Here is a 15,357-nt window from a genome sequence, read left to right as displayed (position 1 = left end):
CTCGGGAAGCTCGCTCGGGAAGGAGGTGTGATGACTCCAGGCTGCGGCAACTGCGACTGCGATGACGTGCTGTTCACCGCCAAGCCACCACGGATCGGGACCGTCCAGGTGCAGGACTAGGCGGCAACGCGCTCCTGGTCGCCGCGACAGGCGATCAGGGGCCTTTGTCGCGTTCAGGGCTGGTCGCCGGGTCCATGGGGTGCGAGAGTCGGACTGTGATCAGCGGCGAGCCGAACAACTGGGGCCGGTTCGGCCCGGAGGACCAGCGCGGGACGCTGAACCTGCTCACCCCGCCGGTGGTGCTGGCCGCGCTGGCGAGCGCGACCGAGGGACGGGTGCTCAGCCTCGCCATGCCGATCAGGGGCTCGACCTCGTCACCGGCCCCCACGACCGTGCCGCACCTGCGCGGCCGCCCGCTGCCGCAGCACTTCATGTCCGTGGACGGCGGCGACTACGCGGCCGGGACCAAGCCGGTGGGCGCCGGCCTGCGGGTGGCCGACGACGCGCTGATCGTCACCCACCACGGCACGACCACGCACATGGACGCGCTGTGCCACATGTGGTCGGGCGACGAACTCTACAACGCCCATCCGGCCGCCCGCGTACGCTCCTACGGCGCGGGCCGGTGCGGCATCGAGCGGGTGGGCGGGGTGGTGGCCCGGGGCGTGCTCTTCGACGTGCCCCGCCACCTGGGGCTGGAGCACCTGCCCGCCGACTTCCGCATCACGGCTGAGCTCCTCCAGGAGGTGGGCCCCGAGCCGGGGCCGGGGGACGTGGCGATCGTGCGCACCGGCTGGCCGGGCGTCTGGGAGCGCTCGCCGGAGGAGTACTGGTCCGGGCAGCCGGGGCTGTCACCGGCCGCGGGCCGCTGGCTGGCCGCGCGCGACGTCGCCGTGGTGGCCTCCGACAACGCCGCGATCGGCGGCCTCGACGCCCGTCAACTCGCCACCGAGCCGCTCGCGGACGACCTGCACCTCATCCTGCTGCACCGGCACGGCATCCACCTGATCGAGATGCTCTGGCTGGACGAGCTGAGCGCCTCGGGCCGTACGGACTTCGTCTTCGTGGTGGCGCCGCTCCGGATCGAAGGTGGCACAGGCAGTCCGGTGAATCCGCTGGTCATATTGTGACCCCCCTGCCGATTGTCACAATTTGCGTTGGTAGCATCACATACTGTGACTACTTCGAGACGCGTAGAAATCGGCTGGCCCGGCCTGGGCATGGCCGTCACCGCTGAGCTGGACGAGCGCAATGCCGCTCTCGCGCAGAGCCTGTGGGACGCACTGCCGTACCGCAGCCTGCAGGGCCACGCCCTCGTGGCGGGCCACCACCTCTACCACGTCGCTCCGATCCACGACCTCCTGCACCGGCCGTCCACCTACGCGGTGGACCGCCGCACGGTGCCCGACGGCACGATCTTCGCCTCGCGCCTGCAGCACCTCGGCATCAAGTACGGCGAGCTGACCGAGCCCATGCCCGCCACCCCGATCGGCCAGATCGTCGAGGCGGACCTCGACGTGCTGGGAGAGGCCGGTCGTGCGGTCTGGGAAGCCGTCTACCGGACCAAGAAGCCCGTCATCGCCGAGGTCAGGCGCGCGGGCGAGGACAGCGGCCACCGCCTGCCCCGGCTGAGCGTGGCCGACCCGGAGGTCGACGCCCTGATCGCCGACGTGCACGCCGAGACGGAGCGGATCTGGCTCGCGCCGCCCGAGGAGCTGGTCGACCTGCACGAAGGTCGCATCCCGTCCTGCGCGGGCAGCTACGAGACCGTCCTGACGACCCTGCTGTTCGTCAACGGCGAGACCCGCCCGCTCGGCTACGCCTGCTACGGCGGCCTGGTCAGGGCGGCCTACGAGGACATGCCGATGGAGTCGCTGCGTCAGATGGCCCGCATCCTGGCCAAGACGCCCGCGGAGTTCCTCGGCTACTGCGGCCTGCAGACGCTGTGGGCCTTCACCGGCAGGCTGTTCGACTGCCTCGACCGGATCGACGACCGGGACGACTTCATCGCGCTCATGGCGCACATGGCGCTCTACCTCAACTGCCTCGGTGGGTGGAACCTGCATCTGTTCCCCTGGCAGGTGGGTGACCACCTGCGGCGCGTGCGAGCGTTCGCGTGACCGGTCAGGGCCGGGTCGTGGTCGTCGGTGGCGGGGTGATCGGCCTGTCGATCGCCTGCCACCTGGCCGAGGCCGGCGTCGACACCGTGCTGCTCGAACGCGGCACGCTCGGTTCCGGAGCGTCGCGGGCAACCGCCGACGTGGTGCGCGCCTATTTCGCGGGCAACCCGGTGAGCTCGGCCCTGGCCGTACGCAGCCTGCGGGCCTACCACGACTTCCCCGGGCTGCCGCTGCGCCAGGTCGGCTACCTCGTGCTGTTCACCGAGCAGGACCAGGTGACGGCGTTCGAGGCCGACCTGCCCGCCCAGCGCGCCGCCGGGGTGGAGGTCGAGCTCATCGACACGGACGAGGCCAGGCGGCTCAACCCGCTCATCGGGGGCGACCTGCCGCTGCTGGCCGCCGCCTGGTCGGCCCAGGCGTACATCTCCGACACCGCCGCGATCGTCAGCGGCTACGCGGAGGCGGCCAGGCGGGCGGGGGCGCGGCTGCGCACCGGCTGCCCGGTCACCGCCATCGACGCGGACAGGGGCCGGGTGGAGACCGGGTCCGGCGCGCTCACGGCCGATGCCGTGGTCTGCGCCGCCGGCGCCTGGTCGGCTCCTCTGGCCCGCTCGGCGGGCGTGGACCTGCCGCTCCCCGAGCCGATCATCCAGGAACTGCTCCTCACCGACCCGCTGCCGCCCATGCCCGACATACCGGTCACCCTGCACGCCGCCAGCGGTCTGCTGATGCGGCTGCGCGGAGACCGGATGCTGATCGGCATGGGCTACCCGGGTCCCGACAGGGACGCCTGGCGCGCCGGCGTGGCCGCTCAGCTGGCGGCCACGTACCCGAGCCTGGCACAAGCGGGGCTGCACACGGCGTTCACCGGCGCGCGCGACGCCAGCCCCGATCGCACCGCCTTCATCGGCCACCGCCAGGGGCCGCCCGCGTTCCTGTACGCGGCCGGGTTCTCCGGGCACGGCCTGTGCAACGCGCCCGCGGCCGGTGAGCTGGTCCGCGACCTCTACCTCGGCCAGGACCCGTGGCTCGACATCGCCACACTGGCCGCGACGCCGGAAAGGGTGGGATGACCATGGACTGCCGGCACGCCGAATTCACTCTCGACCCCGCCACTCCCGACGTGCACGCCGACAACAGGCGGCTGCGCGAGCTCGGGCCACTGGTCCCGGTGGAGGTCGACGGGGTACGCGCCTGGGCGGCCACCCGCTACGCCACGCTGGCGGCCGTGCTCGCCCACCCGGACCTGTCCAGGGATGTGAGCCACTGGGACCCGGAGGGACGGGCCGCCGTCTCCATGGCCACCGCCGTCGGCAAGATCACCTCGGACACGTCCATGCTGAACTCCGAGGGCGAGGCGCACCGGCGGCTGCGCACCCCGCTGATCAGGGCGTTCACCGCCCGCCGGGTGCAGGAGCTGCGCCCGAGGGTCGTCAAGATGGCCGCGGACGTGGTCAACGCGCTCGCGGAGCTGCCGCCGGGGCCCGTCGACATCCGGCAGCACTTCGCCTACCCACTGCCGCGCGACGTCATCTCCGAGCTCATGGGCATCCCGGAGAGCATGCGGGAGCAGCTGCACGAGCTCACCGACGTGGCCGCCAGGGTCGGCGACGGCCCCGACGACGTGAGCGGTCACCGGGCCGCCCTGTACGAGCTGCTCGACGAGGTCATCGAGGTGCGCCGCGGCACCCCGGACGAGGACCTGATCAGCGACCTGATCGCGGTCCGCGAGCAGGACGGCGAGCGGCTCAGCAGATCCGAGCTGCTCGACACGATCGAGCTGCTGTTCATCGCCGGGCACGTGACGACCGTCAACCTGCTCACCAACGCCACCCGCGCCATGCTGACGCGGCCCGACCAGCTCGCCCTCGTCCTGCGCGGTGAGCGGCCGTGGAGCGCGGTGGTCGAGGAGACGCTCCGCTGGGACTCGCCCGTCGCGCACTTCCCGATGCGCTACGCGGTGCGGGACCTGGAGATCGACGGGGTCCGGCTGCGCAAGGGCGAGGCGGTCGTGGCCTGCTTCGCCTCGGCCGGCCGCGATCCGGACCAGTACGGCGAACGGGCCGACCGCTTCGACGTGGCCGCCCCGCAGCCGGGACACCTGTCCTTCGGCCACGGCACCCACTTCTGCCTGGGCGCGCCACTGGCCAGGCTGGAAGGCGAGGTGGCCCTGGCCGCGCTGTTCGACGCCTATCCCGGGATGACGCTGGCCGGGCCGGACAGCGGCACCCGCCCACTCGGCACGGTCGTGGGCAACAGCACCAGGAGCCTGCCCGTACTGCTCGGTGAGAGGTCCGGATGAGCTTCGGCCAGGCGATCATCGACGGCCTGCGCGCTGCGGGCCCGCGCGAGGTGCTCGTGCGCGGCTCGCGGCGGCTGACCGGACAGGACGTGCTGGCGATGGTGTCCGGCGCCGCACGCGCGCTGGAAGCCCACGGCGTGCGGCCCGGCGACGCCATCGCCTTCCTGAACGGCAGGGGGCCCGAGTCCGTCATCGGCCGGCTCGTGGCGTTCGCGCTCGACTGCCCCGCCGTCCAGGTGCTGCCCGGACTCCCCGTGGAGGTCGCGGCCGAGGCCATGCGCGCGCTCGGCGCCACGGCCCTGCTGTACGAGCCTGACCGCCAGGAGGAGGCCGAGCGGCTGCTCGCCGCCTGTCCGGTGCCCGTCCACCGCTCCTTCGACGACCTGCTGGCCGCCACGGGCGACCGGCCGGTGACCCTGCCGGCGACCCGGCCCGAGGACCTGTCGTCGGTGACCTTCACCAACGGCACCACCGGCGACCGCAAGGCCGTCGCGTACAGCCACCGCGCCGAGGTGGCCCATCTCGACGCGGCCCGCGCCATGTTCGGCACCTGGCCGTGGCGGCTGCTGGTGTGGCCCGGCCACCACCTGCCCGGCCTGATGGCCCAGTGGACTCTCGCCGCCGCCGGCACCGCGCTGCTCGTGGACGAAGGGGAGATCGGGCGCGAATGGGAGGTGATCGCCCGCGAGCGGGCCACGCACGTGCTCGCCGGCCCGCCGTTCCCCTTCTACACCCTCACCCGCCGCATCCCGGACGAACCGGGCAGCGTGCCTCTCATGCTGTACGGCGGCGCGGCGGCGGTCCCGGCGCGCACCTGGGAGGCGGCCCGGCGGCTCGGCCCGGCGCTCATGCAGACCTACGGGCTGACCGAGGCCGGATTCGTCACCGCCCTCCCGCCCGCCGACCACGCCAACCCCGGCCTGCTCACCTCCGTCGGCCGCGCCGTGCCCGGCGTGGAGCTACAGGTCCGCGACGCGGCCTCGGTGCCGGTCCCGGCCGGTGAGGTCGGCGAGGTGTGGGTGCGCTCGCCGCAGGTCATGACCGGATACGTGAACGATCCCCGGCGCACCGCCGAGGCCCTGCGGGGCGGCTGGGTCCGCACCGGCGACCTGGGCCGGCTCGACGGCGGCTACCTGTTCCTCGTCGACCGGGTGGAGAGCGGGCTGCCGCCCGGCGTCCACGCCTACCCGATCGAACACGCCCTGACCGGTCACCCGTCCGTCACCGACGCGGCCGTCATCGCCCTGCACGGCCCGGACGGCCACCCGGTGACCGGCGCGGTGGTTCAGGTGGACACCCGCCCTCCGGCGACCCCGGAGGCGCGGGACCGGGACGCGTCGTCGCCCGCACAGGGGGAGGAGCCGCGATCTCCGCGCGTGGGGTCGGGGACTCCTGCCGTGGACGCGCGGGAGCTGTGCGACCTGGTCCGCCGCTCGCTCGGCCCGTCCTGCGAGCCCGGACACCTGTGGGTGGTCGAAGAGCTACCGCGCACCTCCGCCGGCAAGCCGGACAAGGCGGCGTTGCTGGCGCACTTCCAGCCGCTCGTGGCGCAGCACGTGCCCGGCGCCTCTGCCGCCGGGCCTGCCTGACCTGCGGCGGCGCCGCTCCTGACCTGCGGCGGCGGTGCTCCTGGCCGGATCAGGTGCCGGGGTAGTTGCCGCCGCCGTGGGCGGCGTCCAGGGTGTCGTAGTCGGGGGTGAAGCCGTGTTTGGGGATGGAGTCCACGAAGGCGATGTGGGTGGGTTTCTTGTACGACGCGAGCTGGGACCTGACGTGGGCCACGATGTCCTCGGGGGTGGCCTCGGCGCCGGGGACGAGGGCTATCACGGCCTTGACCGCCTGGCGCCAGGTGGGATCGGGGACGCCGATGACGGCGGCGTCGGCGACCCCGGGATGGGTCTTGAGCGCGCGTTCGACCTCTGCCGGGTAGATGTTCTCGGCACCGGACTTGATCATGCGGAGGCGGGGGCCGATGAAGGTGATGGTGCCGTCGGGCTCGCGGCGGCCCAGGTCGCCGGTGTGGTGCCAGCCGTGCGCCGACTTAACGGCATTTAGCTCGGGCCGGGCGAAATATCCGGAAAAGAGGGTCTTGCCGCGGGCGCAGATCTCGCCCACCTCGCCCGGCGGCACCTCCACCCCGTCCGGCCCCAGGATGCGAACCTGGACCAGCGGCGAGGGCCGGCCCGCGAACCCCGCCGCGCCGGGAGCCAGCCCCAGGAAGGTCAGCATCCCGCCCGCCTCCGTCTGGCCGTACCCGCCCATCTTGGAGCGGCACCACGGAGAGTCGTCCACGGTGATCATCTCGTCCCACTCCCTGGAATGGGAGACGAACCTCAGCGACGACAGGTCGTACTTGCCCGCCGCGTTCGCCGCCGCCACCGCGTCGATCATCTGGCCGAACAGGAACGCCTGCGTCACCCGCTCGGCGTCGATCAACCGGCACACCTCCTCGGCCTCGAACGCCGGGGTGAACACGTTCGTGCCGCCGATCTGGAAGGTCGCCAGGCAGAACATCATCGTGCCCACGTGGAACAGGGGCCCGTTGTTGAGGAAAATGAAGCCGGGCTCCATCTGCCGGACGACCATCAGCGACATGCTGTGCGCCAGGAGCGCCGCGCTGCTGAGCAGGGCGGCGTTCGGCCGCCCCCCGAAGGCCGCCGTATAGAGGGCCAGCGTCGGCTCCCCGTCCTCCACCTGCGGAAAGTCCCGCAATGCCCCACCGGCGACCAGCGCCTCATACTCCTCCCCGGCCCGAACCCAAACCGCCGCACCGGGTGCGCCGGTCGCTGCGGTGTGGAGGGGGGTGGTGGATTCGGAGGGTTGCCAGATGACGGCGGCGGGGGCGAGGTCGTCGAGGATGAAGCGGAGTTCGTCCTCGGACTGGCGCCAGTTGGCCGGGCAGAAGACGGCGCCCAGTCGGGAGCAGGCGAGGAGGAGTTCGAGGACGGCGTGGGAGTTCTGGCCGAGCCACAGGACGCGGTCGCCGGCGGCGACGCCGCGGGTGGACAGGGCGTCCGCGAGGCGGGTGACGCGGGCGTCGAGGTCGGGGTAGGTGAGCCGTACGTCGCCGTCCACGGCGGCCGTCACCTGGGGGCGGCTGCGGGCGTGCTCGGCGAGGACGTCCGAGAGGGACAAGCTGTGCGGCATCTCTCCTCCAAGGGGCTCAGGCGAACGCAGGCATGACCTCGGCGGCGAAGAACCGCATGACCTTCTTCATCTCCTCCACCGGCATCGGCCTGGTGCTGCCGAAGTCGCACAGCAGGTTGGCGAACCCGGCGTCGCGCAGCAGGGTGATCTGGTCGATGACCCGCGCCGGATCCCCGATGACCTCCAGCTGCTCCCAGCGGAAGTCCGCGGAGACGGTGCCGCCCTTGAGGTAGCGGTCCTGGTAGTACTCGAAGCCCTGCGCGGCCCGGCCGGTGGCGGGGTCGATGGGGGCGCTGCGCTCGTTGAAGATGCGCGAGCGGTCGAAGGCCGCCTCGAACCTGGCCTGGTCCCGCCGGGCCTCCTCCACGCTCGGCGCCACGTACACGCTGCGCGCGACGACGAGCTCCGCGCCCGGCGGGTGCCCGGCGCGCGCCGCCGTCTCCTGCCAGGTCCGCGCCGCCTGGACGACCTTGCGGAAGGGCGCCGCCGGGTCGGCGAGGATGGGCAGCCCGCGTTCGGCGTACAGGGTGACGGTCTCGGGGGAGACCGCCGCGACGTGGACGGGCGGGTGGGGGTCCTGCACGGGCCGGGGCGCGAGCGACACCTCGGCGCCGGTCCGGTAGAACTTCCCTTCGTGCTGGTACGTCTCCCGCGTCCAGAGCCCGAGGATGACCTCCAGGGCCTCGTTGCACCGGTCCCGGGCCTCGGCCAGGTCGATGCCGAACCCCTCGAACTCGAAGCTCTGGTATCCCCGCCCGATCCCCAGGTCGAGCCGCCCGCCGGAGAGCACGTCGACCAGGGCGGCCTCCTCGGCGACGTGGATCGGGTCGTGCAGGGGGAGGACCACGATGCCGGTGCCGAGGCGGAGCCGGGAGGTGCGGGCGGCGGCGTGGGCGAGCATGGTGAACAGGTTGGGCACCACTCCGTAGTCACGGAAGTGGTGCTCGGCCAGCCGTACCCCGTCGAAGCCCAGCTCCTCCGCGAGCTCGATGAGCTCCAGGTGGTAGTCGTAGACGTCCTTGAAGCTCTGCCCGTCGAACCGGTGGAACAGGTGGAAGGTGGAGAACTTCATGCGGCGGCCTCTCAGCGGGGAACCAAGCGCTCGCTTGGGACATTACCACGCGCTTCGCGGCCTTTCCTAGGAGCGCCCGGCCGGCTGCGCGGCCGGGCACGCCCTACGCCGGGACGCCCGCCTTCTTGGCGGCCTGCTCGATGGCCACGAGCTCCTCGGCGGTGAAGTCGAGGCGGTCGACGGCGGCCACGTTGGTCTCCAGCTGCTCGGGGCTGGAGGCGCCGACGAGCACCGAGGTGACGCGGGGGTCGCGCAACGCCCAGGCCAGGGCGAGCTGGGCCACGGACTGGCCGCGTGCGGCGGCGATCCGGGAGAGCTCACCGACGAAGGCCAGCACCTCCGGCGTGACCCGGTCGGCGGTGAGGAAACGCCCTTCGGCGGCGCGCGAGTCGGCGGGGATGCCGTTCACGTAGCGGTCGGTCAGCAGGCCCTGCGCGAGCGGCGAGTAGACGACGCAGCCCATGCCCTCCTGTTCGAGCACGTCCAGCAGAGAGTCCTCGATGCGCCGGTTGAGCATCGAGTAGGGGGGCTGGTGCACGAGCAGTGGTGTGCCCAGCTCGCGCAGCAGCGAGGCGGCCTCGGCGGTGCGTTCGGGGGAGAAGTTCGACACGCCGACGTACAGGGCGCGGCCGGTGCGGACCATGTGGTCGAGCGTGGCCACCTGCTCCTGCAGCGGCGTGTCCTCGTCGTCGCGGTGCAGGTAGAAGATGTCGACGTAGTCGAGCTGGAGCCGGGCCAGCGACCGGTCGAGGGTGGCCAGCAGGTGCTTGCGGGAGTTGCCCTTGCCGTAAGGGCCGTCCCACATGGGGTTACTGCCCTTGGTGGTGATCACCGCCTCGTCGCGCAGCGACGTGGGGAAGATCCGCCCGAACGCGGCCTCGGCCGCGCCGATCGGCGGGCCGTAGCGGTCGGCGATGTCGAAGTGCGTGATGCCCAGGTCGAGTGCCTTGTGCATGATCGCACGCTGGGTTTCGAGCGGCTTGCCCTCGCCGAAGTTGTGCCACAGACCGAGTGAGACCGCCGGGAGCAGCAGACCACTACGGCCACACCTGCGGTACGGCTGGCGTTCGTATCTCAAGAAATGCCCCTTCAACGACGCGTTGTACTGGGTGACATACTGCCCCGTCGCCCAGGGCTGCCCGACGCCAGGGCTAGGCGAGCGCCGAGATCAGCCCGATGGTCAGCGCCGTGCGGTCGGGGATGTGCTCGACCAGCACGTGCTCGTGCCGCGCGTGCGCGCCGTCGCCCACCGCGCCCATCCCGTCGAGCACCGGCCGGCCCAGCGCCGAGACGAAGTTGCCGTCGCTGGCGCCGCCTACCGCCGTCTCCTCCAGCGTCCAGCCGAGCCCGGCCGCGGTGGCCTGCGCCTCCTTGAACAGCCGCTGGGACAGCGGGTTGGGCGTCATGGGCGGCCGGTTCCAGTCGCCGTTGACGGTGACCGTCACGCGCGGGTCGGCGGCCCGCAGGCTCGCGAACATCTCGTCGATGCGGCCCATCTCGGCGAAGTCCGTGACCCGCACGTCGACGCCGCAGGTGGCGATGCCCGCCGCCACGTTACGCCCGGTGCCGCCGCTGATCAGGCCCACGTTGACGGTGGTGCCGAGCTCAGGCGCGCCCGCGGCGGCGATCCGGGTGACGAGCTCGGCCAGCGCGTGGATCGCGCTGGCGCCCGCCGTCGGGTCGAGCCCGGCGTGCGCCTCGACGCCGGTGACGGTCACGTCGAAGATGCCCACGCCCTTGCGCGCGGTCTTCAACGCGCCGTGCGCCGACGCCTCGAACACCAGGCAGGCCAGGGCGTCCGCGCAGGCGGCCTCGATGTGCGGCCGGGAGACCAGGCTGCCGATCTCCTCGTCGCCGTTGAACAGGAACCGCACCCCGGGATGCGGCAGCCCGAGCTCGCGCAGCCCGCGCAGCGCCCAGACGGCCTGCACCAGGCCCGACTTCATGTCGAACGCGCCGGGGCCGGACACCTTGCCGTCCGCCACCGTGAACGGCCACCCGGCGAGCGTGCCGATGGGCCAGACCGTGTCGTAGTGGCACATCATAAGCACCGTGCCGGGCGCGGTCCCGTGGTAGGTGAGCTCGAGTACGTCACCGTACTGGCCGCCGTCGTGCAGGACCTCGTCGTCCGGCGTGCCGAGCCGCTCCGCCGCCAGCGTGCGCACCCCGCGCAGTCCCTGGACGAGCGCGGCCTTGTCATAGCTGTGGGTCTCCAGCTCCACCAGGGCCTTGAGGTCGTCCAGCATGGCGGGCAGTGCCTGCCGGGTCCAGTCGGTGATTGACACGAGGATCCTTCCGGGGGGGCCGAGCGATGTGCTGAACTCCCAGGATACGAACCCTCGGCGGACCGGGCCGACCGCGTAAGGTCCTCAAGGTGAAAGTCACGATGCCCGGCCTGACGGTCGCCGACCATGTGTTCACCGTGCCGCTCGACCACGCCGACCCCGGCGGCCGCACCATCGAGGTGTTCGCCCGCGAGGTGCGCGACCCCGCCGTGCGCGGGGACCTGCCGTGGGCGCTCTACCTGGAGGGCGGCCCCGGTCACCCGTCGCCCCGGCTGACCGGCCCCGGGCGCTGGCGGCACCTGCTGAAGACGCACCGGGTGCTCCTGCTCGACCAGCGGGGCACCGGCCGCAGCACCCCGATCACCGCCGCCACGGCGACGGGGAGCGACGCCGAGCTGGCCGCCTACCTGCGCCACTTCCGCGCCGACGCCATCGTGGCCGACTGCGAGCTCATCAGGAAGGCGCTCGGCGTCCGGACATGGGAGACCTGGGGCCAGAGCTACGGCGGCTTCGTCACCCTCACCTACCTCTCCCAGGCGCCGGAGGGCCTCAAGGCCTGCCACATCACCGGCGGACTGCCCGGCCTCGACGCCACGGCCGACGACGTCTACATCCGCACCTACGACCGGGTCCGCGCCAAGGTCCGGCGCCACTACCACCGCTATCCGGGCGACGAGGCCACGGCCACGCGGATCGCCGAGCACCTGGCGGCGGAGGAGGTGCCGCTGCCCGACGGCGACCGCCTCACCGTCGAACGGTTCCGGATGCTGGGCCAGAAGCTGGGCACCGGCGACGGATCCGAGCGCCTGCACTGGCAGCTGGAGGAGGCGTGGCGCGGAGACCGCCTCACCGACGCCTTCCGCTACGCGGTCATGGCCGAGACCGGCTTCATCGACACCCCCGGCTACGCCGTCCTGCACGAGCCGACCTACGCCCAGGGCGCGGCCACCCGCTGGGCCGCGCAGCGGGTGCGCCCGGCCGACTTCGACACGCCCACCATGCTCACCGGCGAGATGATCTACCCGTGGATGTTCGACGACATCCACGCGCTGCGCCCCTTCAAGGGCGCCGCCGAGCTGCTCGCCGCCGTCGCCGACTGGCCGCCGCTCTACGACCCGGACCGGCTCGCCGCCAACGAGGTGCCGGTCGCCGCCGTCGTCTATCACGACGACATGTACGTGGACGCCGCCCTCTCGCTGGAGACCGCCGGCCGGGTGGGGAACCTGCGTGTCTGGGTGACGAACGAGTGGGAGCACGACGGCGTCAGGGTCGCCGCCGACCGGATCGTGCCCCGGCTCATGCGGATGGTGACGGACCCACCGTAGACTCACGCAGCGGAAGCCGTACCTCGAACCAGGTGTCGCCCGGCGTCGAGCGGACCTTCAGCTCGCCGCCGTGCCGCCCGGCCACGATCCGGTAGGAGATGTCCAGCCCGAGCCCGGTGCCCTGGCCGACGGTCTTCGTGGTGAAGAACGGCTCGAAGATCCGGTCCCTGATCTCCTCGGGCACGCCGGGGCCGGTGTCGCCGATCTCGATGATCGCCTCGTCCTCGTCGTGCGCGGTCCGGACGGTCAGCGTGCCCTCCTCGCCCATGGCGTCGAGCGCGTTGTGCATCAGGTTGGTCCAGACCTGGTTGAGCTCGCCGCCGTAGGCGGGGATCGACGGCAGCGTCCGGTCGTAGTCGGTCACCACGCTGATGCCCGGCGGGATCTTGCCGCGGAAGATGGCGATCGTGCTGTCGAGCAGCTCGTGCACGTCGAGCACCTGGAACGGCGCCCGGTCCATCTGGGAGTACTGCTTGGCCGACCGGATCAGTGAGGTGATCCGCTCGGTCGCCTCGGTGACCTCGTTCAGCATCTGCGAGATCTCGACCGCCTCCGACAGCCAGCGCAGCGCGGCGGGCGCGTGCTCCTCGCCCACCTTCGTCCGCACCTTGGCCAGGTGCTCCTTGCCGAACCCGGCGTTGACCAGCGCGGGGGCGAGATCCCAGGCGTCCTGTACGCCGAGCTCGTCCAGCGCCTCACCGAGCTCGTCCTCGGCGTCGGAGATCTCCATCGGGCTGCGGGGGGCCAGCGTGCCGACCGCCTCCATGCACGCCTCCTGCAGCTCCACCAGCGTGCGCAGCCGCTGCGGCGGGATGCCGTCCTCGGCGAGCTGGGCGAGCTCCACGCGGGAGGACCTGATCAGCGAGTGCAGCTCGCTCACCGCGCGCACGGCCGCCGCGGCCGGGTTGTTCAGCTCGTGGGTGAGCCCTGCGGTGATCGTGCCGAGCGCGGTCAGCCGCTGCCGCCGGTCGATGATCTCGCGCTGCATCCGCCCGCCGGACTGCAGGCCGTCGAGCAGGTGCATGGCCATCGGGAACCACTCGGTCACGATGTAGGCGAACTTCCTGGCCGGCAGGATGAACACCCGTGACGGCGCGGTCGCGCGCAGCGTGTGCTGGTAGGTCTGGGGGGCCCGGTCGCCGAGGTAGGCGGAGGTGGCGCCGCCGTACACCCCGGGCTGGGAGGCGCGCGGCATGGCGACCGTGCCGGCGGTGACGGTCTCGGAGACCATCTGCACCTCGCCCTCCACCAGCACCGCGAAGCACTCGGCCGGCTCGCCCTGGCGGACGATCTCCGCGTCCTGCTCGAAGGACTTGATCTCACCGCTGCTCGCCAGCTTGGTGAGCTGCTCGTCGGTCAGGCGCTCGAACAGGAACAGCTTGCGTAGCTCGTCGATGTCCACTTTCGTCATTGTTTCTCCAGGTAGCGGTGCACGAGCGCGACGGCCATCGCGCCCTCTCCGACGGCGGAGGCCACTCTCTTGATCGACTCTGCCCGCACGTCCCCGGCGGCCAGCACTCCCGGCACGTTGGTCTCCAGGAAGTACGGCTGGCGCCTGAGCGTCCAGTTACGCGGTCGCTGATCACCCTGTACGAGGTCCGGGCCGGTCAGCAGGAAGCCCTTGTCGTCCCGCTCGACGGTGTCGCCGAGCCAGGAGGTGTAGGGCTTGGCGCCGATGAACACGAACAGCCACTGGGCCTCGACCGTCCGCTCCTCGCCCTTGGTCGAGATCGACAACCGCTGCAGGTGCCCGTCGCCCTGCCCGCCGGTGACCTGGGATTCCAGATGCACCTCGATGTTGTCGACCGCATGGATCTGCTCGATGAGGTAGTGAGACATGGATTTCTCCAAACCGTCACCCCTCACCAACAAGTGCACCCGGCTGGCGAATCCCGCCAGGTAGACGGCCGCCTGCCCGGCCGAGTTGGCGGCGCCCACGATGTAGACCTCGCTGTCCTTGCAGGAGGGCGCCTCGGTCAGCGCCGCGCCGTAGAACACGCCCCTGCCGACGAAGTCGTCCAGGCCGGGGGCGTCCAGGCGGCGGTAGGTCACGCCGGTGGCCAGGATGACCGCGTGGGCGGCGATCTCCCGGCCGTCCTCGAACCCGATGACCCGCGCCTGGCCGCGCGGCTCCAGGTGGGTGACGCTGCGCGCGGTCAGCAGTTCGGCGCCGAACTTCAGCGCCTGCCTGCGCGCCCGGTCGGCGAGCTGCTGACCGGAGACGCCGTCGGGGAAGCCCAGGTAGTTCTCGATCCTGGAGCTCTGGCCCGCCTGACCGCCGGAGGCGTGCGCCTCGACCAGCACGGTGTTGAGCCCTTCGGAGGCGCCGTAGACCGCCGCGCCCAGCCCGGCCGGGCCGCCGCCGACCACGATCAGGTCGTAGAAGTCCGTGGCGGGGGTGGTCGACAGGCCCACGGTCGAGGCCAGCGTGGACTGGTCGGGAGCCTGCAGCATCTCCCCCTCGGCGGTGACCACCAGCGGCAGGCGGCAGTCCTGGCCGGCCGCCGCCACGAGCTGGGCGCCGTCCGGGTCCTCGGTCAGCATCCACTGGTAGGGGACGTGGTTGCGGGCCAGGAAGTCACGCACCTTGTAGGACGGCGCGGACCAGCGGTCGCCCACCACCCGCAGCTCCGCCACCTGCACCCGGTCGGTGCGCTGCCAGGCGTCGAGCTGGCCGTCGATCACCGGGTAGAACTTCTCCTCCGGCGGATCCCACGGCTTGAGCAGATAGTGGTCCAGGTCGACCACGTTGATGGCCTGGATCGCGGCGTCGGTGTCGGCGTAGGCCGTCAGCAGCACCCGGCGGGCGAACGGGTACATGTCCATGGCCGCCTCGAGGAACTGCACGCCGTTCATCTGCGGCATCCGGTAGTCGGCGAGGATGGCGGCCACCTCGTCACCGCGCAGCCGCATCTCCTTGACCGCCTCGATGCCCTGCGGCGCCGTCTCCGCGCGGACGATCCTGTACTGCTGGCCGTACCTGCGCCGGAGGTCGCGGGCGACCGCCCTCGACACGCCCGGATCGTCGTCGACCGTCACGATGACCGGCTTGTCCATGCCCCCGCCTTCCAATCGTTCCTTACTGCAAGGATGTCATGAGCGTCCG

Annotated in this window: 12 protein-coding genes; 6 read left to right on the top strand and 6 right to left on the bottom strand. The window is 72.0% G+C overall.

Features of this window, described 5'->3' with window-relative positions:
• Positions 1-218 precede the first annotated feature (218 nt).
• The 5 genes from ACTMTF_RS11535 to ACTMTF_RS11515 are packed head-to-tail and all read left to right on the top strand — an operon-like array spanning position 219 to position 6,011.
• The gene (locus ACTMTF_RS11535) at positions 219-1,130 is read left to right on the top strand and encodes a cyclase family protein (RefSeq protein ID WP_441110643.1); all 912 of its coding nucleotides are present in this window, start codon (positions 219-221) and stop codon (positions 1,128-1,130) included.
• Between the two features lie 45 nt (positions 1,131-1,175).
• Positions 1,176-2,120 (top strand): hypothetical protein, encoded by a 945-nt coding sequence (locus ACTMTF_RS11530; protein ID WP_441110580.1) that lies wholly within the window; start codon positions 1,176-1,178, stop codon positions 2,118-2,120.
• The gene (locus ACTMTF_RS11525) at positions 2,117-3,193 is read left to right on the top strand and encodes an NAD(P)/FAD-dependent oxidoreductase (RefSeq protein WP_441110579.1); all 1,077 of its coding nucleotides are present in this window, start codon (positions 2,117-2,119) and stop codon (positions 3,191-3,193) included. The genes ACTMTF_RS11530 and ACTMTF_RS11525 overlap by 4 nt, the downstream gene beginning before the upstream one ends.
• A complete protein-coding gene (locus tag ACTMTF_RS11520; protein WP_441110578.1) occupies positions 3,190-4,422 on the top strand; it encodes a cytochrome P450 family protein in 1,233 nt (410 codons plus the stop codon). The genes ACTMTF_RS11525 and ACTMTF_RS11520 overlap by 4 nt, the downstream gene beginning before the upstream one ends.
• Positions 4,419-6,011 carry a class I adenylate-forming enzyme family protein gene (locus ACTMTF_RS11515; protein ID WP_441110577.1) on the top strand — a complete coding sequence of 531 codons (1,593 nt, stop codon included), beginning with the start codon at positions 4,419-4,421 and terminating at the stop codon, positions 6,009-6,011. Before ACTMTF_RS11520 ends, ACTMTF_RS11515 begins: the two co-directional genes overlap by 4 nt.
• A gap of 49 nt (positions 6,012-6,060) precedes the next feature.
• On the opposite strand, the gene ACTMTF_RS11510 is transcribed toward ACTMTF_RS11515, so the two are convergent.
• The 4 genes from ACTMTF_RS11510 to ACTMTF_RS11495 all read right to left on the bottom strand — a co-directional run bounded on the left by ACTMTF_RS11510 (position 6,061) and on the right by ACTMTF_RS11495 (position 10,887).
• Complete coding sequence (locus ACTMTF_RS11510) at positions 6,061-7,569, bottom strand: AMP-binding protein (RefSeq protein ID WP_441110576.1); 1,509 nt, start codon at positions 7,567-7,569, stop codon at positions 6,061-6,063.
• A 16-nt stretch (positions 7,570-7,585) separates the two neighbouring features.
• Positions 7,586-8,641, bottom strand: a complete 1,056-nt coding sequence (locus ACTMTF_RS11505; protein WP_397008974.1) for an LLM class flavin-dependent oxidoreductase — start codon at positions 8,639-8,641, stop codon at positions 7,586-7,588.
• 103 nt (positions 8,642-8,744) lie between these two features.
• The gene (locus ACTMTF_RS11500; protein ID WP_441110575.1) at positions 8,745-9,719 is read right to left on the bottom strand and encodes an aldo/keto reductase; all 975 of its coding nucleotides are present in this window, start codon (positions 9,717-9,719) and stop codon (positions 8,745-8,747) included.
• Positions 9,720-9,792: 73 nt separating this feature from the next.
• A complete protein-coding gene (locus ACTMTF_RS11495; protein ID WP_441110642.1) occupies positions 9,793-10,887 on the bottom strand; it encodes a M20 family metallopeptidase in 1,095 nt (364 codons plus the stop codon).
• Positions 10,888-11,015: 128 nt separating this feature from the next.
• Here ACTMTF_RS11495 and ACTMTF_RS11490 point away from each other — a divergent pair, with 128 nt between their 5' ends.
• Positions 11,016-12,251 (top strand): alpha/beta fold hydrolase, encoded by a 1,236-nt coding sequence (locus ACTMTF_RS11490; RefSeq protein WP_441110574.1) that lies wholly within the window; start codon positions 11,016-11,018, stop codon positions 12,249-12,251.
• Here the strand turns inward: ACTMTF_RS11490 and ACTMTF_RS11485 are convergent.
• Together ACTMTF_RS11485 and ACTMTF_RS11480 are read right to left on the bottom strand one after the other, a co-directional pair.
• Positions 12,223-13,662 carry an ATP-binding protein gene (locus ACTMTF_RS11485; protein ID WP_441110573.1) on the bottom strand — a complete coding sequence of 480 codons (1,440 nt, stop codon included), beginning with the start codon at positions 13,660-13,662 and terminating at the stop codon, positions 12,223-12,225. The genes ACTMTF_RS11490 and ACTMTF_RS11485 overlap by 29 nt on opposite strands.
• The gene (locus ACTMTF_RS11480) at positions 13,659-15,308 is read right to left on the bottom strand and encodes an FAD-dependent oxidoreductase (protein ID WP_441110572.1); all 1,650 of its coding nucleotides are present in this window, start codon (positions 15,306-15,308) and stop codon (positions 13,659-13,661) included. Before ACTMTF_RS11480 ends, ACTMTF_RS11485 begins: the two co-directional genes overlap by 4 nt.
• Positions 15,309-15,357 lie beyond the last annotated feature (49 nt).

This window comes from Nonomuraea sp. ZG12 (assembly GCF_052068115.1).
Taxonomy (GTDB): domain Bacteria; phylum Actinomycetota; class Actinomycetes; order Streptosporangiales; family Streptosporangiaceae; genus Nonomuraea.
The sequence above is the reverse complement of the archived record's forward strand: the minus strand, read 5'-3'. Positions and strand labels throughout refer to the sequence as shown.